The 20,340-nt window shown below is 65.9% G+C and carries 18 protein-coding genes; 13 read left to right on the top strand and 5 right to left on the bottom strand.

Translation table 11 applies throughout. The features are described from left to right. The first annotated feature begins 80 nt into the window (after nucleotides 1–80). From NX778_RS21120 to NX778_RS21105, 4 genes are read left to right on the top strand one after another with little or no spacing between them, the layout of a single operon-like run. Nucleotides 81–785: a haloacid dehalogenase type II gene (locus tag NX778_RS21120; protein ID WP_258813776.1), complete on the top strand. Its 705-nt coding sequence runs from the start codon at nucleotides 81–83 to the stop codon at nucleotides 783–785. After that, nucleotides 785–1,846, top strand: coding sequence for a phosphotransferase (locus NX778_RS21115; protein WP_258813775.1), 1,062 nt, complete (start codon nucleotides 785–787; stop codon nucleotides 1,844–1,846). The genes NX778_RS21120 and NX778_RS21115 overlap by 1 nt, the downstream gene beginning before the upstream one ends. Further along, the gene (locus NX778_RS21110; protein WP_258813774.1) at nucleotides 1,843–3,195 is read left to right on the top strand and encodes an aspartate aminotransferase family protein; all 1,353 of its coding nucleotides are present in this window, start codon (nucleotides 1,843–1,845) and stop codon (nucleotides 3,193–3,195) included. Before NX778_RS21115 ends, NX778_RS21110 begins: the two co-directional genes overlap by 4 nt. 25 nt (nucleotides 3,196–3,220) lie before the next feature. Further along, nucleotides 3,221–3,724, top strand: coding sequence for an Lrp/AsnC family transcriptional regulator (locus NX778_RS21105; protein ID WP_258813773.1), 504 nt, complete (start codon nucleotides 3,221–3,223; stop codon nucleotides 3,722–3,724). A 25-nt stretch (nucleotides 3,725–3,749) separates the two neighbouring features. On the opposite strand, the gene NX778_RS21100 is transcribed toward NX778_RS21105, so the two are convergent. Further along, complete coding sequence (locus NX778_RS21100) at nucleotides 3,750–4,655, bottom strand: LysR family transcriptional regulator (RefSeq protein WP_258813772.1); 906 nt, start codon at nucleotides 4,653–4,655, stop codon at nucleotides 3,750–3,752. 142 nt (nucleotides 4,656–4,797) lie between these two features. On the opposite strand from NX778_RS21100, the gene NX778_RS21095 reads away from it, so the two are divergent. The 9 genes from NX778_RS21095 (at nucleotide 4,798) to NX778_RS21055 (ending at nucleotide 15,619) form a co-directional block, all read left to right on the top strand. After that, nucleotides 4,798–5,952 (top strand): alanine racemase, encoded by a 1,155-nt coding sequence (locus NX778_RS21095; RefSeq protein ID WP_258813771.1) that lies wholly within the window; start codon nucleotides 4,798–4,800, stop codon nucleotides 5,950–5,952. 83 nt (nucleotides 5,953–6,035) lie between these two features. Further along, a complete protein-coding gene (locus NX778_RS21090) occupies nucleotides 6,036–7,010 on the top strand; it encodes a M14 family metallopeptidase (protein ID WP_258813770.1) in 975 nt (324 codons plus the stop codon). A gap of 43 nt (nucleotides 7,011–7,053) precedes the next feature. Next, the gene (locus NX778_RS21085; protein ID WP_258813955.1) at nucleotides 7,054–8,538 is read left to right on the top strand and encodes an aldehyde dehydrogenase family protein; all 1,485 of its coding nucleotides are present in this window, start codon (nucleotides 7,054–7,056) and stop codon (nucleotides 8,536–8,538) included. 6 nt (nucleotides 8,539–8,544) lie between these two features. Further along, nucleotides 8,545–9,510: an ornithine cyclodeaminase family protein gene (locus tag NX778_RS21080; protein WP_258813769.1), complete on the top strand. Its 966-nt coding sequence runs from the start codon at nucleotides 8,545–8,547 to the stop codon at nucleotides 9,508–9,510. A gap of 196 nt (nucleotides 9,511–9,706) precedes the next feature. Next, nucleotides 9,707–11,299: an ABC transporter substrate-binding protein gene (locus NX778_RS21075; RefSeq protein WP_258813768.1), complete on the top strand. Its 1,593-nt coding sequence runs from the start codon at nucleotides 9,707–9,709 to the stop codon at nucleotides 11,297–11,299. Nucleotides 11,300–11,507: 208 nt separating this feature from the next. Continuing rightward, nucleotides 11,508–12,251, top strand: a complete 744-nt coding sequence (locus NX778_RS21070) for a cupin domain-containing protein (RefSeq protein WP_258813767.1) — start codon at nucleotides 11,508–11,510, stop codon at nucleotides 12,249–12,251. Nucleotides 12,252–12,256: 5 nt separating this feature from the next. Beyond that, nucleotides 12,257–13,183 carry a 2-hydroxyacid dehydrogenase gene (locus NX778_RS21065; protein WP_258813766.1) on the top strand — a complete coding sequence of 309 codons (927 nt, stop codon included), beginning with the start codon at nucleotides 12,257–12,259 and terminating at the stop codon, nucleotides 13,181–13,183. Between the two features lie 173 nt (nucleotides 13,184–13,356). After that, nucleotides 13,357–14,193 carry a hypothetical protein gene (locus NX778_RS21060; protein WP_258813765.1) on the top strand — a complete coding sequence of 279 codons (837 nt, stop codon included), beginning with the start codon at nucleotides 13,357–13,359 and terminating at the stop codon, nucleotides 14,191–14,193. A gap of 25 nt (nucleotides 14,194–14,218) precedes the next feature. Beyond that, nucleotides 14,219–15,619, top strand: a complete 1,401-nt coding sequence (locus NX778_RS21055) for an aspartate ammonia-lyase (RefSeq protein ID WP_258813764.1) — start codon at nucleotides 14,219–14,221, stop codon at nucleotides 15,617–15,619. 138 nt (nucleotides 15,620–15,757) lie between these two features. Here NX778_RS21055 and NX778_RS21050 read toward each other — a convergent pair whose 3' ends face one another. From NX778_RS21050 to NX778_RS21035, 4 genes are all read right to left on the bottom strand, one after another. After that, complete coding sequence (locus tag NX778_RS21050) at nucleotides 15,758–18,211, bottom strand: TonB-dependent receptor plug domain-containing protein (protein WP_258813763.1); 2,454 nt, start codon at nucleotides 18,209–18,211, stop codon at nucleotides 15,758–15,760. A 265-nt stretch (nucleotides 18,212–18,476) separates the two neighbouring features. Beyond that, complete coding sequence (locus NX778_RS21045) at nucleotides 18,477–19,415, bottom strand: CopD family protein (RefSeq protein ID WP_258813762.1); 939 nt, start codon at nucleotides 19,413–19,415, stop codon at nucleotides 18,477–18,479. Continuing rightward, on the bottom strand, nucleotides 19,415–19,780 hold the full coding sequence (gene copC, locus NX778_RS21040) for a copper homeostasis periplasmic binding protein CopC (protein ID WP_258813761.1): 366 nt from the start codon (nucleotides 19,778–19,780) through the stop codon (nucleotides 19,415–19,417). Before copC ends, NX778_RS21045 begins: the two co-directional genes overlap by 1 nt. An 86-nt stretch (nucleotides 19,781–19,866) precedes the next feature. Beyond that, nucleotides 19,867–20,238, bottom strand: coding sequence for a copper-binding protein (locus NX778_RS21035; RefSeq protein ID WP_370661360.1), 372 nt, complete (start codon nucleotides 20,236–20,238; stop codon nucleotides 19,867–19,869). Nucleotides 20,239–20,340 lie beyond the last annotated feature (102 nt).

Raw genomic sequence — 20,340 nt, 5'->3', positions numbered from 1 at the left:
AGCATCCCGACGGCCCGGAAGTCCGTACGATCATAAGCTGTTGCACCATCACTGTCCTGTCACCCGAGGAGATAAATACGATGTCCTTCCAGCCCAAATTCATCAGCTTCGATTGCTACGGCACCCTCATCAATTTCGAAATGGGGCCCACCGCCAAGCGGCTGTTCGCAGACCGCGTGCCGGCGGAACGGATGCCGGCCTTCCTGCATAGCTTCAGGTTTTACCGCCTCGATGAAGTGCTGGGCGATTTCAAGCCGTTCTTCGACGTCGTGGCCAATTCGATCCAGCGCGCCTGCCATGCGCACGGGGTCGAGTACCGTCCGTCCGATGCCGCCGCCATTTACGACGCGGTCAAGACCTGGCAGCCGCACCCGCATGTGGTCGAGACGCTGGAGGCGATTGCGCAGCAGATTCCGCTGGTGATCCTGTCGAATTCGATGGTCGACCTGATCCCGCACAGCGTCGCCCACCTCCGCGCCCCGTTCCATGCCGTCTACACCGCGGAAGAAGCGAACGCCTACAAGCCGCGCGCCCAGGCGTTCGAATACATGTTCGACCAGCTCGGTTGCGGGCCGGACCAGATGATGCACGTATCGTCGAGCTTCCGTTACGACCACATGACGGCGTTCGATCTCGGCTTCAAGGGCCAGGCCTTCATCGACCGCGGCCACGAGCCGATGTGCGAAGGGTATGGCGTCCAGCGCCTGCCGGACTTCCGCCAGCTCGCCGCGCTGGTGGGCGTGACGCTGCCTTCGCAGGCATCCCAGGCACAACGGGTCGGATGATGGACGACGGCCGAGCCTTGGCGGCGGCCGCGTTGAGCACCGCCGCGCCCAGCCTGTCCATGACCGAGGCGGCGGCCCTGGCCGCACGCCTGTACGGCATCCATGGCACGGCCACGCCGCTGGGCGGGGAGCGCGACCAGAACTGCGCCATCGAGACCGCGGACGGCGTCCGCTACGTGCTCAAGATCAGCAATCTGTCCGAGCCGGTTTCGGTGGTCGACTTCCAGATCGCAGCGCTGGAGCACATCGCCGGTGCCGCACCGGACCTGCCGGTCCCGCGCGTGGTGCACACGCTCGACGGCGCCGCGCGCGGGCGGCTGGCCTTGGCCGGCGGCCAGGCGTTCGTGCGCATGCTCACCTTCCTCGATGGCGTCCAGATCCGCGAAACCCCGCGAACGGCGGCGCAACGCCGCGCCATGGGCGCGACGCTGGCGGCATTGGATCTCGCGCTGCGTGATTTCAACCATCCCGGCGCCGCGCACGACCTGCTGTGGAACGTGTCGGCGGCGCATCGCCTGCGCGCCAAGCTCGACGGCATCGGCGATCCGGCGCGCCGCGCGCTCGCCGGCGCCTTCATGCAGCGCTTCATCGACCATGTCCTGCCGCGCCTGGCGGAGGTCAGGGCCCAGGTCATCCACAACGACTTCCACCTCTACAATGTGCTGGTCGCTCCGGGCCAGCACGAGCGCATCGCCGGGGTGATCGACTTCGGCGACATGCTGCACGCGCCGCTGGTCGGCGAGGTGGCGACCGCGGCGGCGTTCCACATGACCGGCAACGCCGATCCGTTCGAAGGGCCGGCGCAGTTTGTCGGCGCCTACCATGCGGTGCTGCCGCTGGCGCCGGTCGAGCAGGAGATCGTGGCCGACCTCATGGCAACGCGCCACCTCGTCACTGCGCTCATCTCGGAATGGCGGGTCGTGCGCTACCCGGAGAATCGCGCCTACATCATGCGCCACAACCCCGCGGCGTGGGAGGCCTTGTCCCAGTTCGCGGACATCTCGCGCAACGAGGCGCGCGACCGCCTATTGAACGAAATTCAAAGAAAGGGACGCCAATGAACAGCACCATCGACCTGAACATGGTTAACGCCTACATCCCTGGCCGCGTCGACGTCGGGCCCGCCACCGCCGCCATGATCGCACGGCGTGATGCGCTGCTCGGGCCGGCCTACCGCCTGATGTACGAACATCCGCTGCACATCGTGCGTGGCGAAGGCGCCTGGCTGATCGATCCGGACGGCCGCCGTTACCTCGACGTCTACAACAACGTCGCCTCGCTCGGGCATTGCCACCCGGCCGTGGTCGAGGCGATCTGCCGCCAGGCCGGCACGCTCGCGACCAACACGCGCTACCTGCACGACACGATCCTGGAACTGGCCGAACGCCTGCTCGCGACGGTGCCGGACACCGGGCTGGGGCACCTGATGCTGACCTGTTCCGGCAGCGAGGCCAATGACCTGGCCTACCGCATCGCCCAGGTCCGCACCGGCGGCACCGGCGTGATCGTGACCGAAACCGCGTACCACGGTTTCACCGACGCCGTCGCGAAATTCTCGCCGTCGCTGGGCGCGTCGGTCGACCTGGGTGCGCACGTGCGCCTGGTGCCGGCGCCGCGCCTGTACCATGCCGGCGGCGCCGACCTCGCCGACCGCTTCACGCGCGACGTCGAGGCGGCGATCCACGACCTGCGGCGCCACGGCATCAAGCCGGCGGCCCTGATCGTCGATTCGGTGTTCACCAGCGACGGCATCCTGCCCGAACCGGCGGGCCTGCTGAAGGGGGCGGTGGAAGCGATCAAGCGCGCCGGCGGCCTGTTCATCGCCGACGAAGTGCAGCCGGGCTTCGGCCGCACCGGCGAGCACATGTGGGGCTTCCAGCGCCACGGCGTCGTGCCGGACATCGTCACCGTGGGCAAGCCGATGGGGAACGGGCAGCCGGTCGCGGGCTTGCTCGCCAGCGCCGATGCGCTGGCGCAGTTCGGCAAGAATTCGCGCTACTTCAACACCTTCGCCGGGAACACGGTCTCCTGCGCGGCCGCGCTGGCGGTGCTGGACACGATCCAGGAGGACCACCTGGTGCAGCACGCCGCCCAGGTCGGCAAGATCCTGCGCGAGGGCATCGCCGGCCTGGCCGGACGCCATGAGGCCATCGGCGACGTGCGCGGGGTCGGCATGTTCGTCGGCGTCGAACTGGTGTCCGACCGCGCGGCGCGCACGCCGGACCGCGAGCTCACGACCCGCGTCGTCAATCGCATGCGTGACCAGGGCGTCCTGCTCAGCGCCTGCGCAATCGGGCACAACGTGCTCAAGATCCGGCCGCCGCTGGTCCTGACGCCCGCACAGGCCGGCATGGTGATCGCGGCGCTGGACGAAGCGCTGACGACGGCGCAATCGTCCTCCGCCGCCTGAGCGGCCCCATCGACGGAGCCGAACCATGGACACCCCAGCCTCCCTCGACTCGTTCGACATCAAGATCCTCGAGCACCTGCAGCGCGAGGGGCGCTGTTCGAACGTGGAGCTTGCCAAGCGGGTCGGACTCAGCGAAAGCCCATGCCTGGCGCGCACCAGGCAGTTGCAGGACGCCGGCCTGATCCGGGGCTATGGCGCCGAGGTCGCGCTGGACAAGCTGGGCGCGCATGTCATCGTGTTTTGCGAGGTGACACTGGCCAGCCATCGGTCGCAGGACTTGCGCAAGTTCGAAGCAGGCGTCGCCAAGTATCCGGAAATCGTCGAATGCTACAACATCTGCGGCGGCTACGATTACCTGTTGAAGATCGTCGCGCCCGGCGTGGCGCATTTCCAGGCCCTGATGGATCGCCTGCTGGACGACGAACTCGGCATCTCGAAATTCTCCAGCCGCATCGTCTTGCGCGAGCCGCTCGCCCCGCGCACGGTGCCGCTGAGGGTGATCCTCAGCGCGAACAACAGTTGGGAATGAGCCGGCGCGCGCCAGGCTGGGCCGCTCAGCGGCGCCATGGCGGCTGCGGCGAGAAATGGCCATTGACGAAATCGAGGAAGGCCTTGACCCGGGCCGACATGCCCTTGCTCTGGGGGACCAGCGCCACCACGCCGGCCGGCGCCAGTTCCCAATCCGGCAGCAGGCGCACCAGTTTCCCCGACTTCAGCGCATCGGCCACGTCCCATTCCGAGCGCACGATGATGCCTTTGCCCTGCAACGCCCACTGGCAGACGATCTCGCCATCGTTGGAAATCAGCGTGGGCTCGATGCGCACATGCCGGCTCGCCTTGCCACGTGTGAACTTCCACAAGCTGACATCCTCGTTGTTCTCGCGCAGCGTGATGCACTCGTGAGCCACCAGCTCCTCCGGCGCGGCGGGCATGCCGCGCCGGCGCACATACTTCGGCGCCGCGCACAGCAGCCGGTCGTTCGGCGCAATCGTGTAGCGCACCATGCTCGAGTCGTGCAGCTCGCCGATATGGAACATCACATCCGCCGTGCCCGCGTCGTGCAGGCTCGGGTTGTCCGCCACCGACAGCGATATCTTCAGCGACGGATGGCGGGTATGGAAGTCGGCGACCAGCGGCGCGAGGTGGCGGCGGCTGAAGCCGAACGGTGCGCTCACGCGCAAGTGCCCCGTCACCGCGCCGGTGCGCGCCGCGAGCATGTCCATCAAGGCGTCGGCCTCCGCGCAGATCAGCGCGCCTTTCTCGTACATCAGCTCGCCTTCATCCGTCAGCTGCATGCGCCGGGTCGAGCGGTCGACCAGGCGAATGCCGTGCTTCGCTTCGATTTGCTGCAGCCTTTGCGTGATGGCCGGCGGCGACACGTTCAATTCGCGCGCGGCAGCCACCATGCTGCCGGCCTTGACCAGGACCTGGAAGAAACGGATGTCGTCGAGTACGAGCATTATTAAGCCAATCTTAATTTAGTACTCAGGGTAATTTAACCACAATTGAATGCCGATGCAACATAATCCTGTTCAAGCCGCCGGCGCCGGCCGGCGCTTCGCACCCGGACAGATCGTGAAAAATGAGAGGATAACCATGCATATGCCACAGCCAGCAGACGCGAAGGACCTGCGGACACTGGAGACCCCCGCGCTGATTCTCGACCGGCTGAAAATGAACGACAACATTGCGCGCATGCGCAGCCATCTCGCGCAGCTCGGCGTGGCGTTCCGCCCGCACGTCAAGACCAGCAAGTCGATCGACGTGGTACGCCGGACCATCGGCGCCGGCACCGGCCCCGTCACGGTGTCGACCTTGAAGGAGGCGGAATACTTCTTCGGCTACGGCTTCACCGACATCCTGTATGCCGTCGGCATCACCCCGAACAAATTCGCGCATGTGTTCGACTTGTGCGCGCGCGGTGTGGCGCTGACAGTGATCCTGGACAGCCGCGAAATGGCGGAAGCGCTCGCCGCCCACGCCCAGGGGCGCGCGGCCAGGCCGGAGGTCATGATCGAAATCGATTGCGACGGCCACCGCTCCGGCGTCCAGCCCGGTTCCGGCGAGCTGCTCGCCATCGCGCAGCGCCTGGCAGCCGGCGGGCTGACCCTGAAAGGCGTCATCACCCACGCAGGCAACTCCTATTCCTGCAAGTCGACCGAAGACATCGCCGCGATGGCGCGGCAGGAACGCGACGCGGCGGTTGGGTGCGCGCGGATTCTGCGCGAACAGGGTTATTCCTGTCCCGAGGTCAGTGTCGGTTCCACACCGACCGCCTACTTCGCCACCGACCTGACGGGCGTGACGGAAGTGCGGGCCGGCGTGTTCGTGTTCGGCGACCTGGTGATGAACGGACTTGGCGTCGTCGCGCCGCAAGATATCGCGGTCTCCGTGCTGGCCTGTGTCATCGGCCACCAGAAGGAAAAGGGATGGACCATCGTGGACGCCGGCTGGATGGCGATGTCGCGCGACCGCGGCACCAGCCGCCAGCGCGTGGACCAGGGCTATGGCGCCGTCTGCGATGTGAGCGGCGCGATCCTGGAGGACATCATCATGATCGACGCTAACCAGGAACATGGCGTGATCGCGCACCGCTCGCGCGACCCGGAGAAGACCCCGTATTTCCCGGCTGGTACCTTGTTGCGCATCTTGCCGAATCATGCCTGCGCGACCTGTGCCCAGCACGACCGGTACCACGTCGTCGCCGGCGACGGCAGCGCGATCGACGATGTCTGGCCGCGCTTCCAGGGCTGGTGAGCGCTAGAGACATGTCCTCGTTACAAAAATGAATGACGTCCCTTCAAGCCAATAATTTGCGCAACCTTGAACACCAATCGGTCATGAATATGAGCCAAGCCACACTGTCCGCTTACCCGGTCGAATCCGGTTTCCCCGATCTCATTCCCTATGCGAAGGGCAATACCGGCATCCCCTACGTCCACAGCCTTGACAGCGGCGTACCGGGCCCGCACGTCATGATCAACGCGCTCACCCACGGCAACGAAGTGAGCGGCGCCATCGCGGTCAAGGACCTGCTCGACCTCGGGGTCTGTCCACGCAAAGGCAAGCTGACCCTGTCGTTCGCCAATGTCGATGCATACCACCGCTTCGATCCCGCCAAACCGGATGCCTCGCGCTTCCTGGACCATGATTTCAACCGCCTCTGGAGTGAATCCGTGCTGGACGATGCCAGCCGCGATGGCAGCGAGCTGCGGCGCGCACGGCAGATGCGCCCACTGGTGGACACTGTCGATTACCTGCTCGATCTGCATTCCATGCATGAGCGCTGCGCGCCGCTGGCCGTCTGCGGCCCGCTCGACAAGAGCATCGCCTTGGCGCGCAGCATGGGGACGCCGGAATGGATCATCAGCGACGACGGCCATCCGGAAGGCAAGCGCTTGCGCGACTATGCGGGCTTTGGTGATCCGGCCAGCCCGAAGTGCGCCCTGGTGGTCGAGTGCGGCCAGCACTGGGAGGCTGGTGCGGCGAACGTTGCGCGCGACGCGGTGTCGCGTTTTCTCGAACTGACCGGCATTGTCGCCGTCGCCGATGTGCCGGCGGGCTGGCGCCTGCCCGCGCCTGCGGCAACCAGGGTAGTGCGCGTCACCGAGCCCGTCGTCGCCTCCACCATGGACTTCAGGTTCGCCGGCGACTACACCGGACTGGAGACCTTTCCCGGGGCCGGCACCGTGATCGGCTGGCGCGATGGGGAGCCGGTCAAGACACCATATCCGGATTGCGTGCTGGTGATGCCGTCGGTGCGCCAGCTGCGCCCCGGGGTGACGGTGGTGCGCTTGGGAAGGTTGCTGGGCTGAGGTCGCCTGGCTGTACAGGTGAACCGACTGGAAAGGAATGAAGATGGAAAACTTTGATCCGGATCGCATAGTCTTGCGCAATGCACATTTTATCGGTGGCCACTATGTCGAGGGCGGCGCCGCCACACTCGACACCAGGCGGCCTTCCGACGGCGTGTCCTGTGGCGGCCTGCCGGTGGCCGGCCCGGACATCGTCGACCAGGCGGTGCAGGATGCCTGGCGCGCGTTCAAGACCAGCGGCTGGGCCAGCCGCGCGCCGCGCGAGCGGGCGCGCGTGCTGCGGCGCTGGGCCGACCTGGTCGAGGCCGACCTCGCGACGCTTGCGCCGCTGGAAGCGGTGAGTTCGACCCGGCCGCTACGCGATGCGTCAGCCTGGGACGTGCCGTTCACCGCGGAAGGCATCCGTTTCTTCGCCGAGTGGGCCGACAAGGCCGGCGGCGCCGTGGCGGCGACCGGCACCGGCCATCTGGGCATGACGATCACCGAACCGTACGGGGTGATCGGCGCGATCATCCCCTGGAATTTTCCGCTGGTGACGACGTCGTGGAAGATCGCTCCGGCTTTGGCGGCGGGTAACGCGGTCGTGGTCAAGCCGTCCGAGATGACGCCGTACAGCACCTTGCGGCTGGCCGAACTGGCCATCGAAGCGGGCTTGCCGAAGGGCTTGTTCAACGTGGTGCAGGGCGATGGCCGCACCACCGGCGCCGCCCTGTGCCGCCATCCGCGAATCGCCAAGGTCACGTTCACCGGATCGACCGCGACGGGCGCGGCGATCATGACGGCATGTGCTGAAAACGGCACCAAGCCGGTCACGCTCGAGCTGGGCGGAAAGAGTCCGCAAGTGGTGTTCGCCGACGTGCCCGACCTCGACAGGACGGCGCGAACCGTGGCCCGTGCCATCACGCTCAATGCCGGGCAGGTCTGCAATGCCGGCTCGCGGCTGATCGTGCAGCGTGCGATCGGCGAGCGGATCATTGACCGGCTCTCCGCCATTTTCTCGGAACTCAGGCCTGGCACCACTTGGGACCCGGATGCGACCCTGGCACCCATCATTTCGCTGCCGCAGATGGAGCGCATCCACGGCATCGTGCAGCGCACCGTTGCGCAGGGCGGCGCGATCGTGACCGGAGGGCGCGCCTTCGAGGCGGGGCCCGGCGGCGCCTACTACCGGCCGACGATCCTGACCGGCGTGCAAAGCCGGATGGATGCGGTGCAGCGTGAGATTTTCGGACCCGTGATAACGGTGCAACTGTTCGACGACGAGGAAGAGGCGCTGGCGCTCGCCGACCATCCGGAATATGGGCTGGCTGCGGGCGTCCATACCGCCGATATCGGTTGCGCATTAAGGATGGCGCGCAGCATCGAGGCGGGCACGGTGTGGATCAACCGCTATGGGCGCACCTCCGACTTCGTGATTCCGACCGGCGGCTACAAGCGTTCCGGCTTTGGCAAGGATCTCGGGCGCGACGCGTACGAGGCTTGTCTTCGTGTCAAGAGCGTACTGATCGATATTTCGAAAGGGGAGTGAGCGGCCATGCAATCCCGACTCCTGATGCTGAATGCCGAAGCGGTCGCCGCCGTGCTTCAGCCCGACGACGTGCTGGCAGCCGTCCAGCGCGCCTTTGTCCTTCACAGCGAGCGGCAGGGCCGCGTGTTCCCGGTGATCCGCGAAAAGCTGGCCACGGGCGGCGTCTTCGGCATCAAGGCTGGCGACGTGCCAGCGGAAGGATTGCTCGGCTTTAAAGCGGCCGGGTTCTGGCCGTCGAACCGCCAGCTGGGCGGCGAGCCGCACCAGGCCACCGTGATGCTGGTCGACCCGGCCACCGGCCGCCCGGTCTGCATCATCGATGGCAATGCGATCACCACCGCGCGCACCGGAGCCGCCGGCGCGATCGGCCTGCAGCAGCTTGCCCGTACCGACAGCAGGCGGCTGTGCGTGTTCGGTACCGGCGTGCAGGCGCGTGTCCAGGTCGACTATGCGCTGCGCGTGCTGCCACAGGTCGACGCGCTGTGCTACGTCAGCGTCGACCGTCAGCGCGATGAAGGCTTCGAGCGCCTTTTCGCCGGACGCTTGCCGGCCGCTTGCGCCGCCGATGCCGACAGCGCCGTGGCGAGCAGCGACGTGATCATCACGGCCACGCCCGGAGGCGGGCCGCTGTTCGCCGCGGACGCGCTCAAGCCGGGCGCGCATGTGAATTGCGTCGGCGCCGATACCAAGGGAAAACGTGAACTGCCGGACGGCCTGTTGGCACGCGCGCGCCTGGTCGTCGACGACCTGGCACAGTCGCGCCAGCTCGGCGAGTCGCAATGGGCGCCCGCGACCCCCTGTGTCGAAATCGGCGACCTGTTGACCGGCAAGGCAAGGCTGGCGCGGGCGCCGGACGACATCACCGTGTTCGATTTGACCGGGCTCGCGCTGCAAGATTTGACGGTCGCGCGGCTGATCTACGAGAAGGCCCGGGATGGTGGCCTGGGCATCGAAGTCCACTGGCCCTGGTAACTCCTGGGCGCAGGGGGCCGGCCCCACGGTGTTTGCAATGAACGACAATCACTGATTAGCTGCCGAAGAATGCAAGCATCTGCTACCGGCCCGGAGCCCGACCGCAGAATATACTTCGTGAAGGAACTTACAATAGCACTGGCTCGCCGGCAGGCCACGCCAGCAGGCCATTTACCAGAACCTCGAGGACACATCCATGCGCGACTCCGACATCATCCTTCCGCCGTCCGCCGATCTCAGGCGCGGCCTTTCGCGCCGCGACGTCCTGCGCAGCCTGGTGGCGGGCGGCATGATGTCGGGCGTCGCGGGTGCCCTGCTGACGCATGCCGGCGTCGCGCAGGCGCAGACGCCAAGGAAGGGTGGGCGCATTCGCGTGGCCGCGGCCGCCAGTTCGACCTCCGATACGCTGGATCCCGCCAAGGGTGGCACCATCGCCGACTACGTGCGCCATTTCATGTTCTACAACGGCCTGACCGCGATCGACGCCAGCCTGAATTCGCGGCTGGAACTCGCCGAGTCGATCGACACCGCGGACGCGGTGACGTGGTCGGTCAAGCTGCGCAAGGACGTGATGTTCCACGATGGCCAGGCTCTGGCCGCGGCCGACGTGGTGTACTCGTTGCTGCGCCAGAAGGACCCGGCCACCGCGTCCAAGGCCAAGCTCATCGCGGACGAGTTTGCGGACGTCAAAGCGGTCGGCCCGAACGAAGTGAAGATCGTGCTGAAGGCGCCGAATATCGACTTGCCGCTCTTGTTAGGAACATCGAATTTCCTCATCGTCCGGGATGGCACGCGGGATTTCACTACCGCCAACGGGACCGGCCCATATCGATGCAAGGAGTTTCGTCCAGGCATACGTTCGGTCGGCGTTGCCAACAAGGACTACTGGAAGCCGGGCAAGCCCTACCTCGACGAGATTGAATACTTCGCGATTCCCGACGACGCGGCGCGCGTGAACGCGCTGCTGTCGGGCGACGTCGACTTGATCAACGGCGTCAACCCGCGCTCGGCGCAGGCCGTCAAGGCGGCGGCCGGCTACACCCTGTTCGAATCGAATACCGGCAATTACACCGATCTCATCATGCGTGACTACCTGGGGCCGGTGAAGAACCCGGACTTCGTGCTGGCGATGAAATACATGATGGACCGGGAGCTCATCCGCAAGGTGTCGATGCGGGGTTATGCGGACATCGGCAACGACCAGCCGGTCCAGCGCAGCAGCAAATACTATTTTGCGGGCCTGCCGCAGCGCGCGATGGACCTGGACAAGGCCAGGTACCACTTGCGCAAGTCGGGCATGGCCGGAAGAAGTTTGCCGATCGTGGCCGCCACGCCCGCGAGCGGTTCGGTCGATACCGCGCAAGTGTTGCAACTGACCGGGCAAAAGATAGGCATGCACCTGGAGGTCAAGCGCATGCCGCCCGACGGCTATTGGTCAAACCACTGGGCCAAGCATCCTATGACGTTCGGCAACATCAATCCGCGCCCCACGGTCGACCTGCTGTTCACGATGTTCTTCAAATCCACGGCGCCGACCAACGTCTCGGGCTGGAAGAATGAGCAATTCGACCAACTGCTGGACCTCGCCCGTGGCGAAACCGACGAGGGCAGGCGCAAGCAAATGTACGCGGACATGCAAGTGCTGGTGCACGACCATTGCGGCGTCGGCATCCCGATCTTCAACCATTCGCTCGATGGCTTCACCAACAAGCTGAAAGGCTATGGCTCGCACCCCTTGGGCGGCCTGATGGGGTTCTCGTTCGCCGAACAAGTGTGGCTGGAAAGCTGAAGCCAGCATGAGCATCGACCTGGCGCATATGCGGGGACAGTGCGTCCCTGCCACCGCGGGTTGTCATGCAGCGCGGCAGGCTATGCCGCGTGTGCCCCTGAATTCCAATCATTCTGTGGAACGCGGGCATGAAAACGAGCTTGTCGAGCATGCCGTTCATGGTCTACTGCCCGGTAAGTTCATCACCAGACCATCGAAAGCCCAGATCATGCCGAATCCACTTCCCCAAGCGAGCACGCCGCCATCATTCGTCGACCTGCGCCAGTTTGCGCGCGACCCGAACCAGGGCAATGCCGTGGCGGCGGCGGCCGGCGAAGACCGTTTTCTTGCCAGCCGCCGCTGCCTGGACTGGGCGCCGGGCCCGGTGACCGCGGGCGTCATTACCCTCGGGGCCGGCGGCGGCGCGGTGCCATCCATGCCGGCCGACGAATTCATCATCGTCGACGAGGGCCGCGTGACCCTGTCGTACCCGGACGCGGACCTGACACTGGAAGCCGGCCAGAGTGCGGTGATCCAGCAGGGCGCGGCGTTCTCCTGGTCCGCCGACGGTCCCGTATCGTTGATCTTCGCGCGCTACAACGGCAGCCAGCCCGGCGAGCGCGCCATCGTGCCGATCAAGGAGAACCCGCAGCTCGAACCGTCCGGCACGCCGCTGGCCGAACTCCTGCTGACGCCAACACCGGCATGCCGCAACTACACCGACTATCGCTCCGCCGATGGGGAGTTTGTCTGCGGCACCTGGGATTCGACGCCGTACCACCGCCGCGCGATGCTGTACCGCCATTTCGAACTGATGTACCTGCTGGAGGGCAGCGTGACGTTTGTCGATGAGACCGGCCGCGAGGGCAGGTTCTCGAAAGGCGACATCTTCCTGGTCGAGCAGGGAGCAAGGTGCAGCTGGGAGAGCCGCGAACACGTGGCGAAGGTGTATGTCATCTATCGGCCGGCCTGAGCGCCATGAGTTTCGTCTACAAAGCCGACCCGGTTCGCGGCGCCGTCTGGGCGGAACTGTTTGCCCGCCAGATGCCGGATCTGCCGTTTCGCATCTGGCCCGACATTGGCGACCCGCGCCAGGTGCGCTACCTGGCCGCGTGGCAGCCGCCGGATGACATCGCGGCCCGGTTTCCCAATCTGGAAGTCCTGTTTTCGACCGGGGCGGGCACCGATCATTTCGATCTCTCCGCCATCCCCGCGACGCTGCCGGTGGTGCGCATGGTGGAGTCCGGCATCATCGCCGGCATGGTCGAGTACGTGAGCCTGGCGGTGCTCTCCATCCATCGCAATTGGCGCACCTACCTGGAACAACAGTGCAACGCAAACTGGCAGGCCCATCGCGTGCATCCTGCCGCGTCGCGCCGTGTCGGTGTACTCGGCCTGGGCATGCTGGGGCGCGCCGTGCTGGAGCGCCTGTCCGGTTTCGGCTTTGACTGCGCGGGCTGGAGCCGTTCGCCGCAACGGATCGAGGGGGTGGCATGCCATGCCGGCCCGGAGCAATTGCCAGCGTTCCTGATGCGCACGGACATCCTGATCTGCCTGTTGCCCTTGACCGGCAGTACTCGCGGCATCCTGTCCAAGCCGCTGTTCGACCAGCTGCCGCGCGGCGCCACCCTGATCAACGTCGGACGCGGCGGCCACCTGGTCCAGGAGGACTTGCTCCAGGCTCTGGAGGATGGGCAACTGGGAAATGCCATCCTCGATGTGTGCGAACCGGAACCGCTGCCGCCAGGCCATCCGTTCTGGACACATCCGCGGGTGACACTGACGCCGCACATCGCCAGCATGACCCAGCCGGAAACCGCGGTCGAAGCGGTCATCGGCAACATCCACCGCCACCGGCAAGGCTTGCCGATGATTGGCCTGGTCGACCGGGTGAGCGGTTACTGATTCTCGAACGGGCAATACGATATGCCGTCTGGCGATCATCTTCGGCGCTGACGCACTGGCTCGACCCGGGAACTCGGCAGAAAAACCCACCGCTGCCTACCTAAAATACATCGGGCCGTGCGCTCACGAGCGATACCGGCACTGCATGTTCAATTCGACACCGAGGCACGCGGATGGACGATACCGATTTGTACGACGCCGCCCCCTGCGTCGGCGAACAGCAAGCCTGCAAGCTGCGGGTCCCGCACTTGGCGATCGCGCCCCGGCTGCGGCGCGGCATCCGGCGCCGCGCCAAGGCGCGGCTCGCAGCCCTGTTGCTGGCCGGGATGCTGCCCAATGCGGAGGCGACCGAGGACACCGATACGCCCGGCGCGCGCAACTGGGAGATCAACATCGTCGCCAGCGGCGAGCGTACGGCCGACAGCCGGAAATATGCGGTGCCGGCAATGGACGTCAACTACGGCCTGAGCGAACGAACCCAGCTCGTGGTGGCGATTCCGCACCTGATGCTGCGCGAGCCGGGAACGGATACGCGGTCGGGCCTGGGGTCGGCAACGGTCGGGCTCAAATGGCGCTTCGCCGAGCTCGAGCCGGCCGGCGTCGCCCTGGCCATGTTTCCCGCCTATAGCTGGAACCTGTCGGCCAGTTCCGTCGAGCGTGGCTTGGGCGATCCAGGCCCCAGCCTGCTGCTGCCGCTGGTGCTCGGAGTCCATCGCGGCGACAACGCCTTGTTCGTCGAGGCCGGCCGGAACCTGGTGCAGGGGGGGACGAACGCTTGGCTGGCCGGCGTCAAGCTGACGCGCCAGTGCATGGCGACGGTCGAGTGCCGCGTCGAAGTCGGGCACACGCGGGCCGCGGGCGAGGGCAGCCAGACGCTGGCGAGCGTCGGATTCAAATGGCGGCTGGCCGACAGCCTCATCCTGCAAGGCAGCGCCGGCCGCGACATCGGCCCGGCGCGCGCAGACAAGCGCCAGCTTGCCTTCACGTTCGGCATCCAGCTGTTGCTATAACAAACATCCAGGAACGGAGATCACCATGGCGGTAATGACGCATAGGATTGAACACGATTTGCTCGGCGAGCTGGCGGTGCCCGAACAGGCCCTGTATGGCATCCACACCCAGCGCGCGCGCGAGAATTTTTCGATTAGCGGCGCAAGCGTCGGGCAGTTCCCGGACCTGGTCGTGGCGCTGGCCGATATCAAGCAGGCGGCGGCCGAGGTCAACCACGAACTTGGAATCCTGCCGCAGGCCAAGGCACAGGCGATCGTCGCGGCGTGCAAGGAGCTGCGCGCCGGCGCCCTGCACGAACAATTCGTGGTCGACATGATCCAGGGCGGCGCGGGGACCTCGACCAACATGAACGCCAACGAGGTGATTGCGAACCGCGCCCTCGAGCTGATGGGGCATGGGCGCGGCCGGTACGAATACCTGCACCCGAACGAGGACGTCAACCTCTCGCAGAGCACGAACGACGTGTACCCGACTGCGTTGCGGCTGGCGCTGCACGCCGGAGGCGTGCGCCTGCTGCAAGCGCTGGCCTCGTTGCGCGAAGCGTTCCAGGAACGGGCGCAGGCTTTCTCCGGCGTCCTGAAGATGGGCCGCACCCAGTTGCAGGATGCCGTACCGATGACGCTGGGCCAGGAATTCGCCAGCTACGCCGCGATGCTCGCCGGTGACGAGCGCGCGCTCGCCCATGCCCTGCATGGGCTGCTCGAAATAAACCTGGGCGGGACGGCGATCGGCACCGGGCTGAACGCACCGGACGGTTACGGCAACCGGGTCCGCGACCGGCTGGCGCGCCTGACCGGGCTGGCGTTGACGACGGCGCCGGATCTCATCGCCGCGACCCAGGATACCGACGCGCTGGTGGCGCTGTCGGCGGTACTCAAGCGGGTTGCAATCAAGCTGTCGAAGACGAGCAACGACCTGCGGCTGCTGTCGTCCGGCCCGCGCGCCGGTCTTGGCGAGATCGTGCTGCCGCCGATGCAGGCCGGGTCGAGCATCATGCCGGGAAAGATCAATCCGGTCATACCCGAGGTCGTGAACCAGATCGCGTTCGAGGTGATCGGGAACGACCTCACCGTGTGCATGGCGGCGGAGGCGGGACAGCTGCAGTTGAATGCTTTCGAACCGATCATCGCCTTCGCGCTGTTCAAGAGTCTTGCCCACTTGCGGGCAGGCTGCGCGGCGCTGCAGACACGCTGCGTCGCGGACATCCGTGCCAACGAAGACGCGCTACGCACCAGCGTGCACGAATCGATCGGGCTCGTCACGGCGCTCAGTCCGTACCTGGGTTACGAGCGCGCGGGCAAGCTGGCGCGCGATGCGCAGGCGACCGGCCGGCGCGTCGCCGAGCTGGTCCTGGAACGCAAGCTGATGAGCGCGGCGCAGCTGGACGAAGCCTTGGGCGTGCAGCGCCTGACCGGCCAGGCATAGCTCGCCCGCATGCCGCGCGGCTTGCACGGCATGCGGGCGTTGGGCTCTCGATGCCCAGCGTATCAACTCACCCGATGGTCCTTGCCGGTGGCCGTTCAGCCGCGTCGGAACGCGGCTGAACGGCCACCGGCGCATCACCTATAGCGAATACGCGAGCTTGACGTAGTAATACGCGCCATTGATGCCGAAGGGCGAGAAGCTCGGCAGCACGTAAGCATGCGTGTAGCCCTGCGAAATCGCGTGCTCGGGGAAATGGTTGAACAGGTTCTTCACGCCGGCGGTCAAGCTCAGTTTGCTGGTGAAGTCATAGCCCGTCTCCAGGTCGGCGATCGTGGTCGGCTTGATGCGGTTGGTGTGGAACGGCGCACCGTCGGTGTCGGGGTCGGCCACCGTCAGTTGCGTGTCGCCGTAGCGGGTCACGCGCAGATTGAGGTTCCAGTCGCCGTAGAAGTATTTGCCACCCACGATCAGCTTGCTTTTCGGCGTCGCATCGATCACCGGCGAGATCGCCGCCGGATTGACGCCGCCGGCGAGGTTGGTGCCGGTCACCCGGTTATGGTTCAGGTTCAGCCCTGCGGTCCACTTGACCTTGCCATAGTCGCCGAGGTCCATCGGATAGTCGGCGGTCGCGTCCAGGCCGTGGGTCCGGGTGTCGACGCCATTGGTCAGGTAGCTGACGGTGGCGTCGGTGATGCTCGGGTCGAGTACGCTGCCATGGGCGACGATCGCCGCATCGGCGCCGGCGCCGCTGATCGTCCCCGAGCCGACGATGCGATGCCGGACCTCGATCCGGTACATGTCCAGCGTGACCGCCAGGCGCGGCGCCACGGTCGCCACCAGGCCCAGGCTCAGGTTTTTCGATTTTTCGGGCGCCAGCGGCCTGGCCCCGGCGAACGAGGCGGAAGGCGAATTGGCCGGCAGGACCACGTCGGCGTAGGTGGGGCCGACATTGGTGGCCGAATAGAATTCTTCCTGCAGCGTCGGCGCCCTGAAGCCGTTGCTCACCGTGCCGCGCAGGGCGAACGAGGGCGTGAAGTCATAACGGCTGGTCAGCTTTGCATTGAAGGTGTTGCCGAAGTCGCTGTAGTGCTCCTGGCGGCCGGCGACGTTGACCTGCCACTGCGGCATCGGGCGCACGCCGACATCGACATAGGCGGCCACGTTGCGGCGGGTGTGCGTGCCGGCGTCGGCCAGCGCGTACCCGGGAAAGCCGTCGGGACCGAAGTCGTAGCGCGAAGCCTCGTCGCCGGCGCCCAGGCTGTAGGATTCGTGGCGCGCTTCCAGGCCGAACGCCAGGGCCAGCGGGGCCCGCCAGCCGAGGTCGAAGGACTTGCTGAAGTCGGCGTTGCTGGTCCACTGCGAGAACGTGTACTGGCCGTCGTAGAAGCTGGTCGGCGAACTGCCCGTCTTGCGCAGCAACGGCCGGTTGACGCTGTCCTCGACGCCGATCGCGATGTCGTCGCGGCCATAGGTGGTGCTCAGGTCCCAATGCCAGCCGTTGCTGGCCGCGCCCTTGATGCCGACGCTGGCCGCGTAGTCGTCTTCCTTCGCCGTCTCGACCGGTTCGAAGCCGTTGGGGTAGAAGGTCGGCGCCTTGGCCGGGGTGCGCCAGTTCTGGTAACTCCAGGCCTTGCGGTGGGCATAGGTGGCATTCCCGTAGGCTTCGGCGCCGCCCGCCAGGCGGAAGCCCGCGTTCAAGGCCGCGCCGCCGACCTGGCTCTTCGAATCGCCGCTGACCTTGCTGGGGAAGGGGTCCGATGCCGGCGAGCGCGGCACGAGGGGCGTGCCGAAACCGTTGGTGGTCACCAGGTCGGCGCCGGTCTGGTTGGTGAAATCGTGGTCGCGCAGTTGCGCCGACAGGTGGGCGAAGCCGCTGGATGTGAGCGCGAAGCCCTTGTCGATCAGCAGGTCGCGTGTCAGCCCGTTGTGGTCATGGTGCGGGTTGACCTTGCTGTCGCCGTAACTGCCGACCGTCAGGCTGGCTTCGCCCGCACTCGGCGAGGATTTGAGGATGATGTTGATGACGCCCGCAATCGCATCCGAGCCGTATTGCGCGGCGGCGCCGTCCTGGAGGATTTCGATGTGGTCGACCGCCGAGACCGGAATCAGGTCGAGGTCGGCTGGCGAGGAATACTGGTTGGGGCCGGCATCGGCGGCGATGCTGGCCGTGTTGTGGCGGCGCTTGCCGTTGACCAGGACCAGCACATGGTTCGGGCCCAGGCCGCGCAGCTGCACCGAGCGGATCATGTTGCCGATGTCGCCGCCAACAGACTGCGAGTTATAGGACGGCATCAGTGTGGTCATCGCGTCGAACAGGTTCGACGCCCCCGTTTCGCGCAGCGCGTCGGCCGACAGCACCGCCACCGGCGCCGCGCTGTCACGCATCTTGGTGCCGATACTGCGGGTTCCGGTCACGATCACGGTCTCCGCCGGAGCGGCGGTGCTGTCGGCAACCGTGCTTTGGGCAAAAACGGCTGCGGACGGCGTGGCAAGCAAGGTGGCGACCGCGACGTGGATGGCGCGCGGCGCCAGGCCTACGCGAGGAACAGGTAATGGTTGGTGCCGAACTGGCGCGCGATGCATCTTGGGCATTGTATCCTCAGGTAAATGTCATGTTGTTTTGGCGACGCGCGGGATTGCATGCGGTCGAAACGATTACATCATGGGCGCCCGACACGAAGACGCCTATTTGGCCATGCCAAAAAAGAGAAAAAGCTGTTTCGGCGGGGCGAGGCAGCACAAGTAAGGGCCGTGCAAACAAGTGGGGCGCCGCGCTGCATCCTGGTGCCGCCGGCGCCGACGATGCTCGCGAAATGCACCAGACCGAAGCGGCCGGAGCGACGCTTGCCGGGCTGGCTCACATCTGTTCGCCCGGAGGGGACGTCGATGCAAGCCACGCGGCCAGTACAACAACCGCCAGCAGTACGACCGCTTCGATCCAGAGAACACGCTTGAAGCGCACCGGGAACACCTCCGCTGCCGCGTCACCTGCGGACTCGCGGGCGAGCCATGGCGGCATCACAAAAAAGCGGTTGTATCCGCCCAGTGCCGCAGCTGCGCCGACCATCAGCATTTTCACCACCAGGGTATTCCCGTAGGGGTTTCCGATCAGGTTCGCCCACCCGTCAATGCTTCGCCAGACCGCGTATAAGCCGGTGACGAAGATCCCGGTCAATGCAAACGTCGCCGAACTCGATAGCGACGCGACGTATGCTGCCCTGGCGCGCCGGTCGCTTGCGGCCATGTTCGCGGACGCGCGCAGGGTGATTGCGCCGGCAACCATGACTTCGCCGACCCAAAGGCTGATCAGGCCCAGGTGCGCCCAATCCGCCAGCAGGCGTACGCTGAAGTCGCCATCGCTCGACGCATGGCTGACCATGCTGCGCGCGTACCAGAACACGGCGAGCGCGGCCAGCGACAGCAGCGTTGGACCCGAACCGCCAGTGCCGCGCATGAAGGCGCCGGCGGTGGCGACGACCAAGGCGGCGATCCCGATGCAGCACGCGAATCCGAGGTGCGAGGAGCTCACCATCGCCCAGGTGGCGCTCGCCGCCTCGGTGACCGGAACCTCGGCCATTGCAGCCGACTCGAGCCACAGCCATGCAACATCAGCGGCCAGCGCAAGCAAGCCAGCGATGACGGCGGCCTTGCGCACGGGCTCACGGCGCGTACGGGCCCAGCTGGAGCCGTCGCGGCCGAGCCACAGGCGCGAGACGCTCGCACCCATGAGCACCGCCGCCCCCAGGTTCAGCAGCGCCGTCACCAGTCGCTGCGTGGTCTGAAGGTCGAGCGCCATCACTTGACTGTGAACGGGACTTCGCCCTTCATCTTGTGGCTGTCGTGGGTCATTGCCGACCACTGGATACGATACGCGCCAGTAGGCAACGCCGGCAACTGGGCCGTCATGACCGAATGGTCCTCCTTGTCGACGGCGACGGCGGTGACCGGGATTTCCTTATTATCGGCCGCTGCCAGGGCGATCTTGCTGAACGCTGGCTCCAGGGCTTCGTTGAACTTGAGGCGAACCTGCTTCGGTGCGCTGGCGATCGCACTGCCGGCCGCGGGATCGGACGATTGCAATTTCGCGTGCGCGAAAGTGGACGAGGTCACTGCACTGGCGAGGGCAAAGGTGGCGACGGCGAGGATGCGTTTGATGGACATGTTGATTCCTTGGGTAGGTTAATTGAGTCAGTAAGGGTAAATGCGCGTCCTGTTTCCCCGTGTGCCGGGTCACAGGACGGCCAACTTTATTTGGACACTTCGAGTCTGGTGATGGTGAGGCTGCCATTGGCGCGCTCCACCCGGAACCGGACCAGCTGGCCAACTTTCACCTGGTCGAGCATTGCGGGGTCCTGGACCTTGAACGCCATCGTCATGGCAGGCATGCCGAGGTTATTCAGCGGGCCATGCTTGACCGTCAGCTTGCCGGCGTCCTTGTCGACCTTCTGGATTCCTCCCTCGGATAGTGTATCCGGATCATCCTGGGAAGGCATGGCCATGGCGGCGTGCTGGTCGTGACCGGGCATCTGCACTTGCATGCGTGCCGATGCACCGGCCGCCGCCAGCGCAAGACCGGTAGTGACGAACAGGGCGCCAAACAGAGAAAATAAACGAGTCATCGTAAGCTCCAAAGCAAATTTATCATGATGGTGTGGACGTACAACGACCATGCCGGCCGCTGGCGGTTCCGTTTCAATGACAGTCGAGAGAAGGCAAATATT

It is taken from the genome of Massilia terrae (genome assembly GCF_024753145.1).
Lineage (GTDB): Bacteria > Pseudomonadota > Gammaproteobacteria > Burkholderiales > Burkholderiaceae_D > Telluria > Telluria terrae.
The sequence above is the reverse complement of the archived record's forward strand: the minus strand, read 5'-3'. Positions and strand labels throughout refer to the sequence as shown.

Bases quoted from the DNA above. Each gene is read 5' to 3' on its own strand.
- NX778_RS21120 (WP_258813776.1), top strand. From the start codon at position 81: ATGTCCTTCCAGCCCAAATTCATCAGCTTCGATTGCTACGGCACCCTC.
- NX778_RS21115 (WP_258813775.1), top strand. From the start codon at position 785: ATGGACGACGGCCGAGCCTTGGCGGCGGCCGCGTTGAGCACCGCCGCG.
- NX778_RS21110 (WP_258813774.1), top strand. From the start codon at position 1,843: ATGAACAGCACCATCGACCTGAACATGGTTAACGCCTACATCCCTGGC.
- NX778_RS21105 (WP_258813773.1), top strand. From the start codon at position 3,221: ATGGACACCCCAGCCTCCCTCGACTCGTTCGACATCAAGATCCTCGAG.
- NX778_RS21100 (WP_258813772.1), bottom strand. From the start codon at position 4,655: ATGCTCGTACTCGACGACATCCGTTTCTTCCAGGTCCTGGTCAAGGCC.
- NX778_RS21095 (WP_258813771.1), top strand. From the start codon at position 4,798: ATGCCACAGCCAGCAGACGCGAAGGACCTGCGGACACTGGAGACCCCC.
- NX778_RS21090 (WP_258813770.1), top strand. From the start codon at position 6,036: ATGAATATGAGCCAAGCCACACTGTCCGCTTACCCGGTCGAATCCGGT.
- NX778_RS21085 (WP_258813955.1), top strand. From the start codon at position 7,054: ATGGAAAACTTTGATCCGGATCGCATAGTCTTGCGCAATGCACATTTT.
- NX778_RS21080 (WP_258813769.1), top strand. From the start codon at position 8,545: ATGCAATCCCGACTCCTGATGCTGAATGCCGAAGCGGTCGCCGCCGTG.
- NX778_RS21075 (WP_258813768.1), top strand. From the start codon at position 9,707: ATGCGCGACTCCGACATCATCCTTCCGCCGTCCGCCGATCTCAGGCGC.
- NX778_RS21070 (WP_258813767.1), top strand. From the start codon at position 11,508: ATGCCGAATCCACTTCCCCAAGCGAGCACGCCGCCATCATTCGTCGAC.
- NX778_RS21065 (WP_258813766.1), top strand. From the start codon at position 12,257: ATGAGTTTCGTCTACAAAGCCGACCCGGTTCGCGGCGCCGTCTGGGCG.
- NX778_RS21060 (WP_258813765.1), top strand. From the start codon at position 13,357: ATGGACGATACCGATTTGTACGACGCCGCCCCCTGCGTCGGCGAACAG.
- NX778_RS21055 (WP_258813764.1), top strand. From the start codon at position 14,219: ATGGCGGTAATGACGCATAGGATTGAACACGATTTGCTCGGCGAGCTG.
- NX778_RS21050 (WP_258813763.1), bottom strand. From the start codon at position 18,211: ATGCCCAAGATGCATCGCGCGCCAGTTCGGCACCAACCATTACCTGTT.
- NX778_RS21045 (WP_258813762.1), bottom strand. From the start codon at position 19,415: ATGGCGCTCGACCTTCAGACCACGCAGCGACTGGTGACGGCGCTGCTG.
- copC (WP_258813761.1), bottom strand. From the start codon at position 19,780: ATGTCCATCAAACGCATCCTCGCCGTCGCCACCTTTGCCCTCGCCAGT.
- NX778_RS21035 (WP_370661360.1), bottom strand. From the start codon at position 20,238: ATGACTCGTTTATTTTCTCTGTTTGGCGCCCTGTTCGTCACTACCGGT.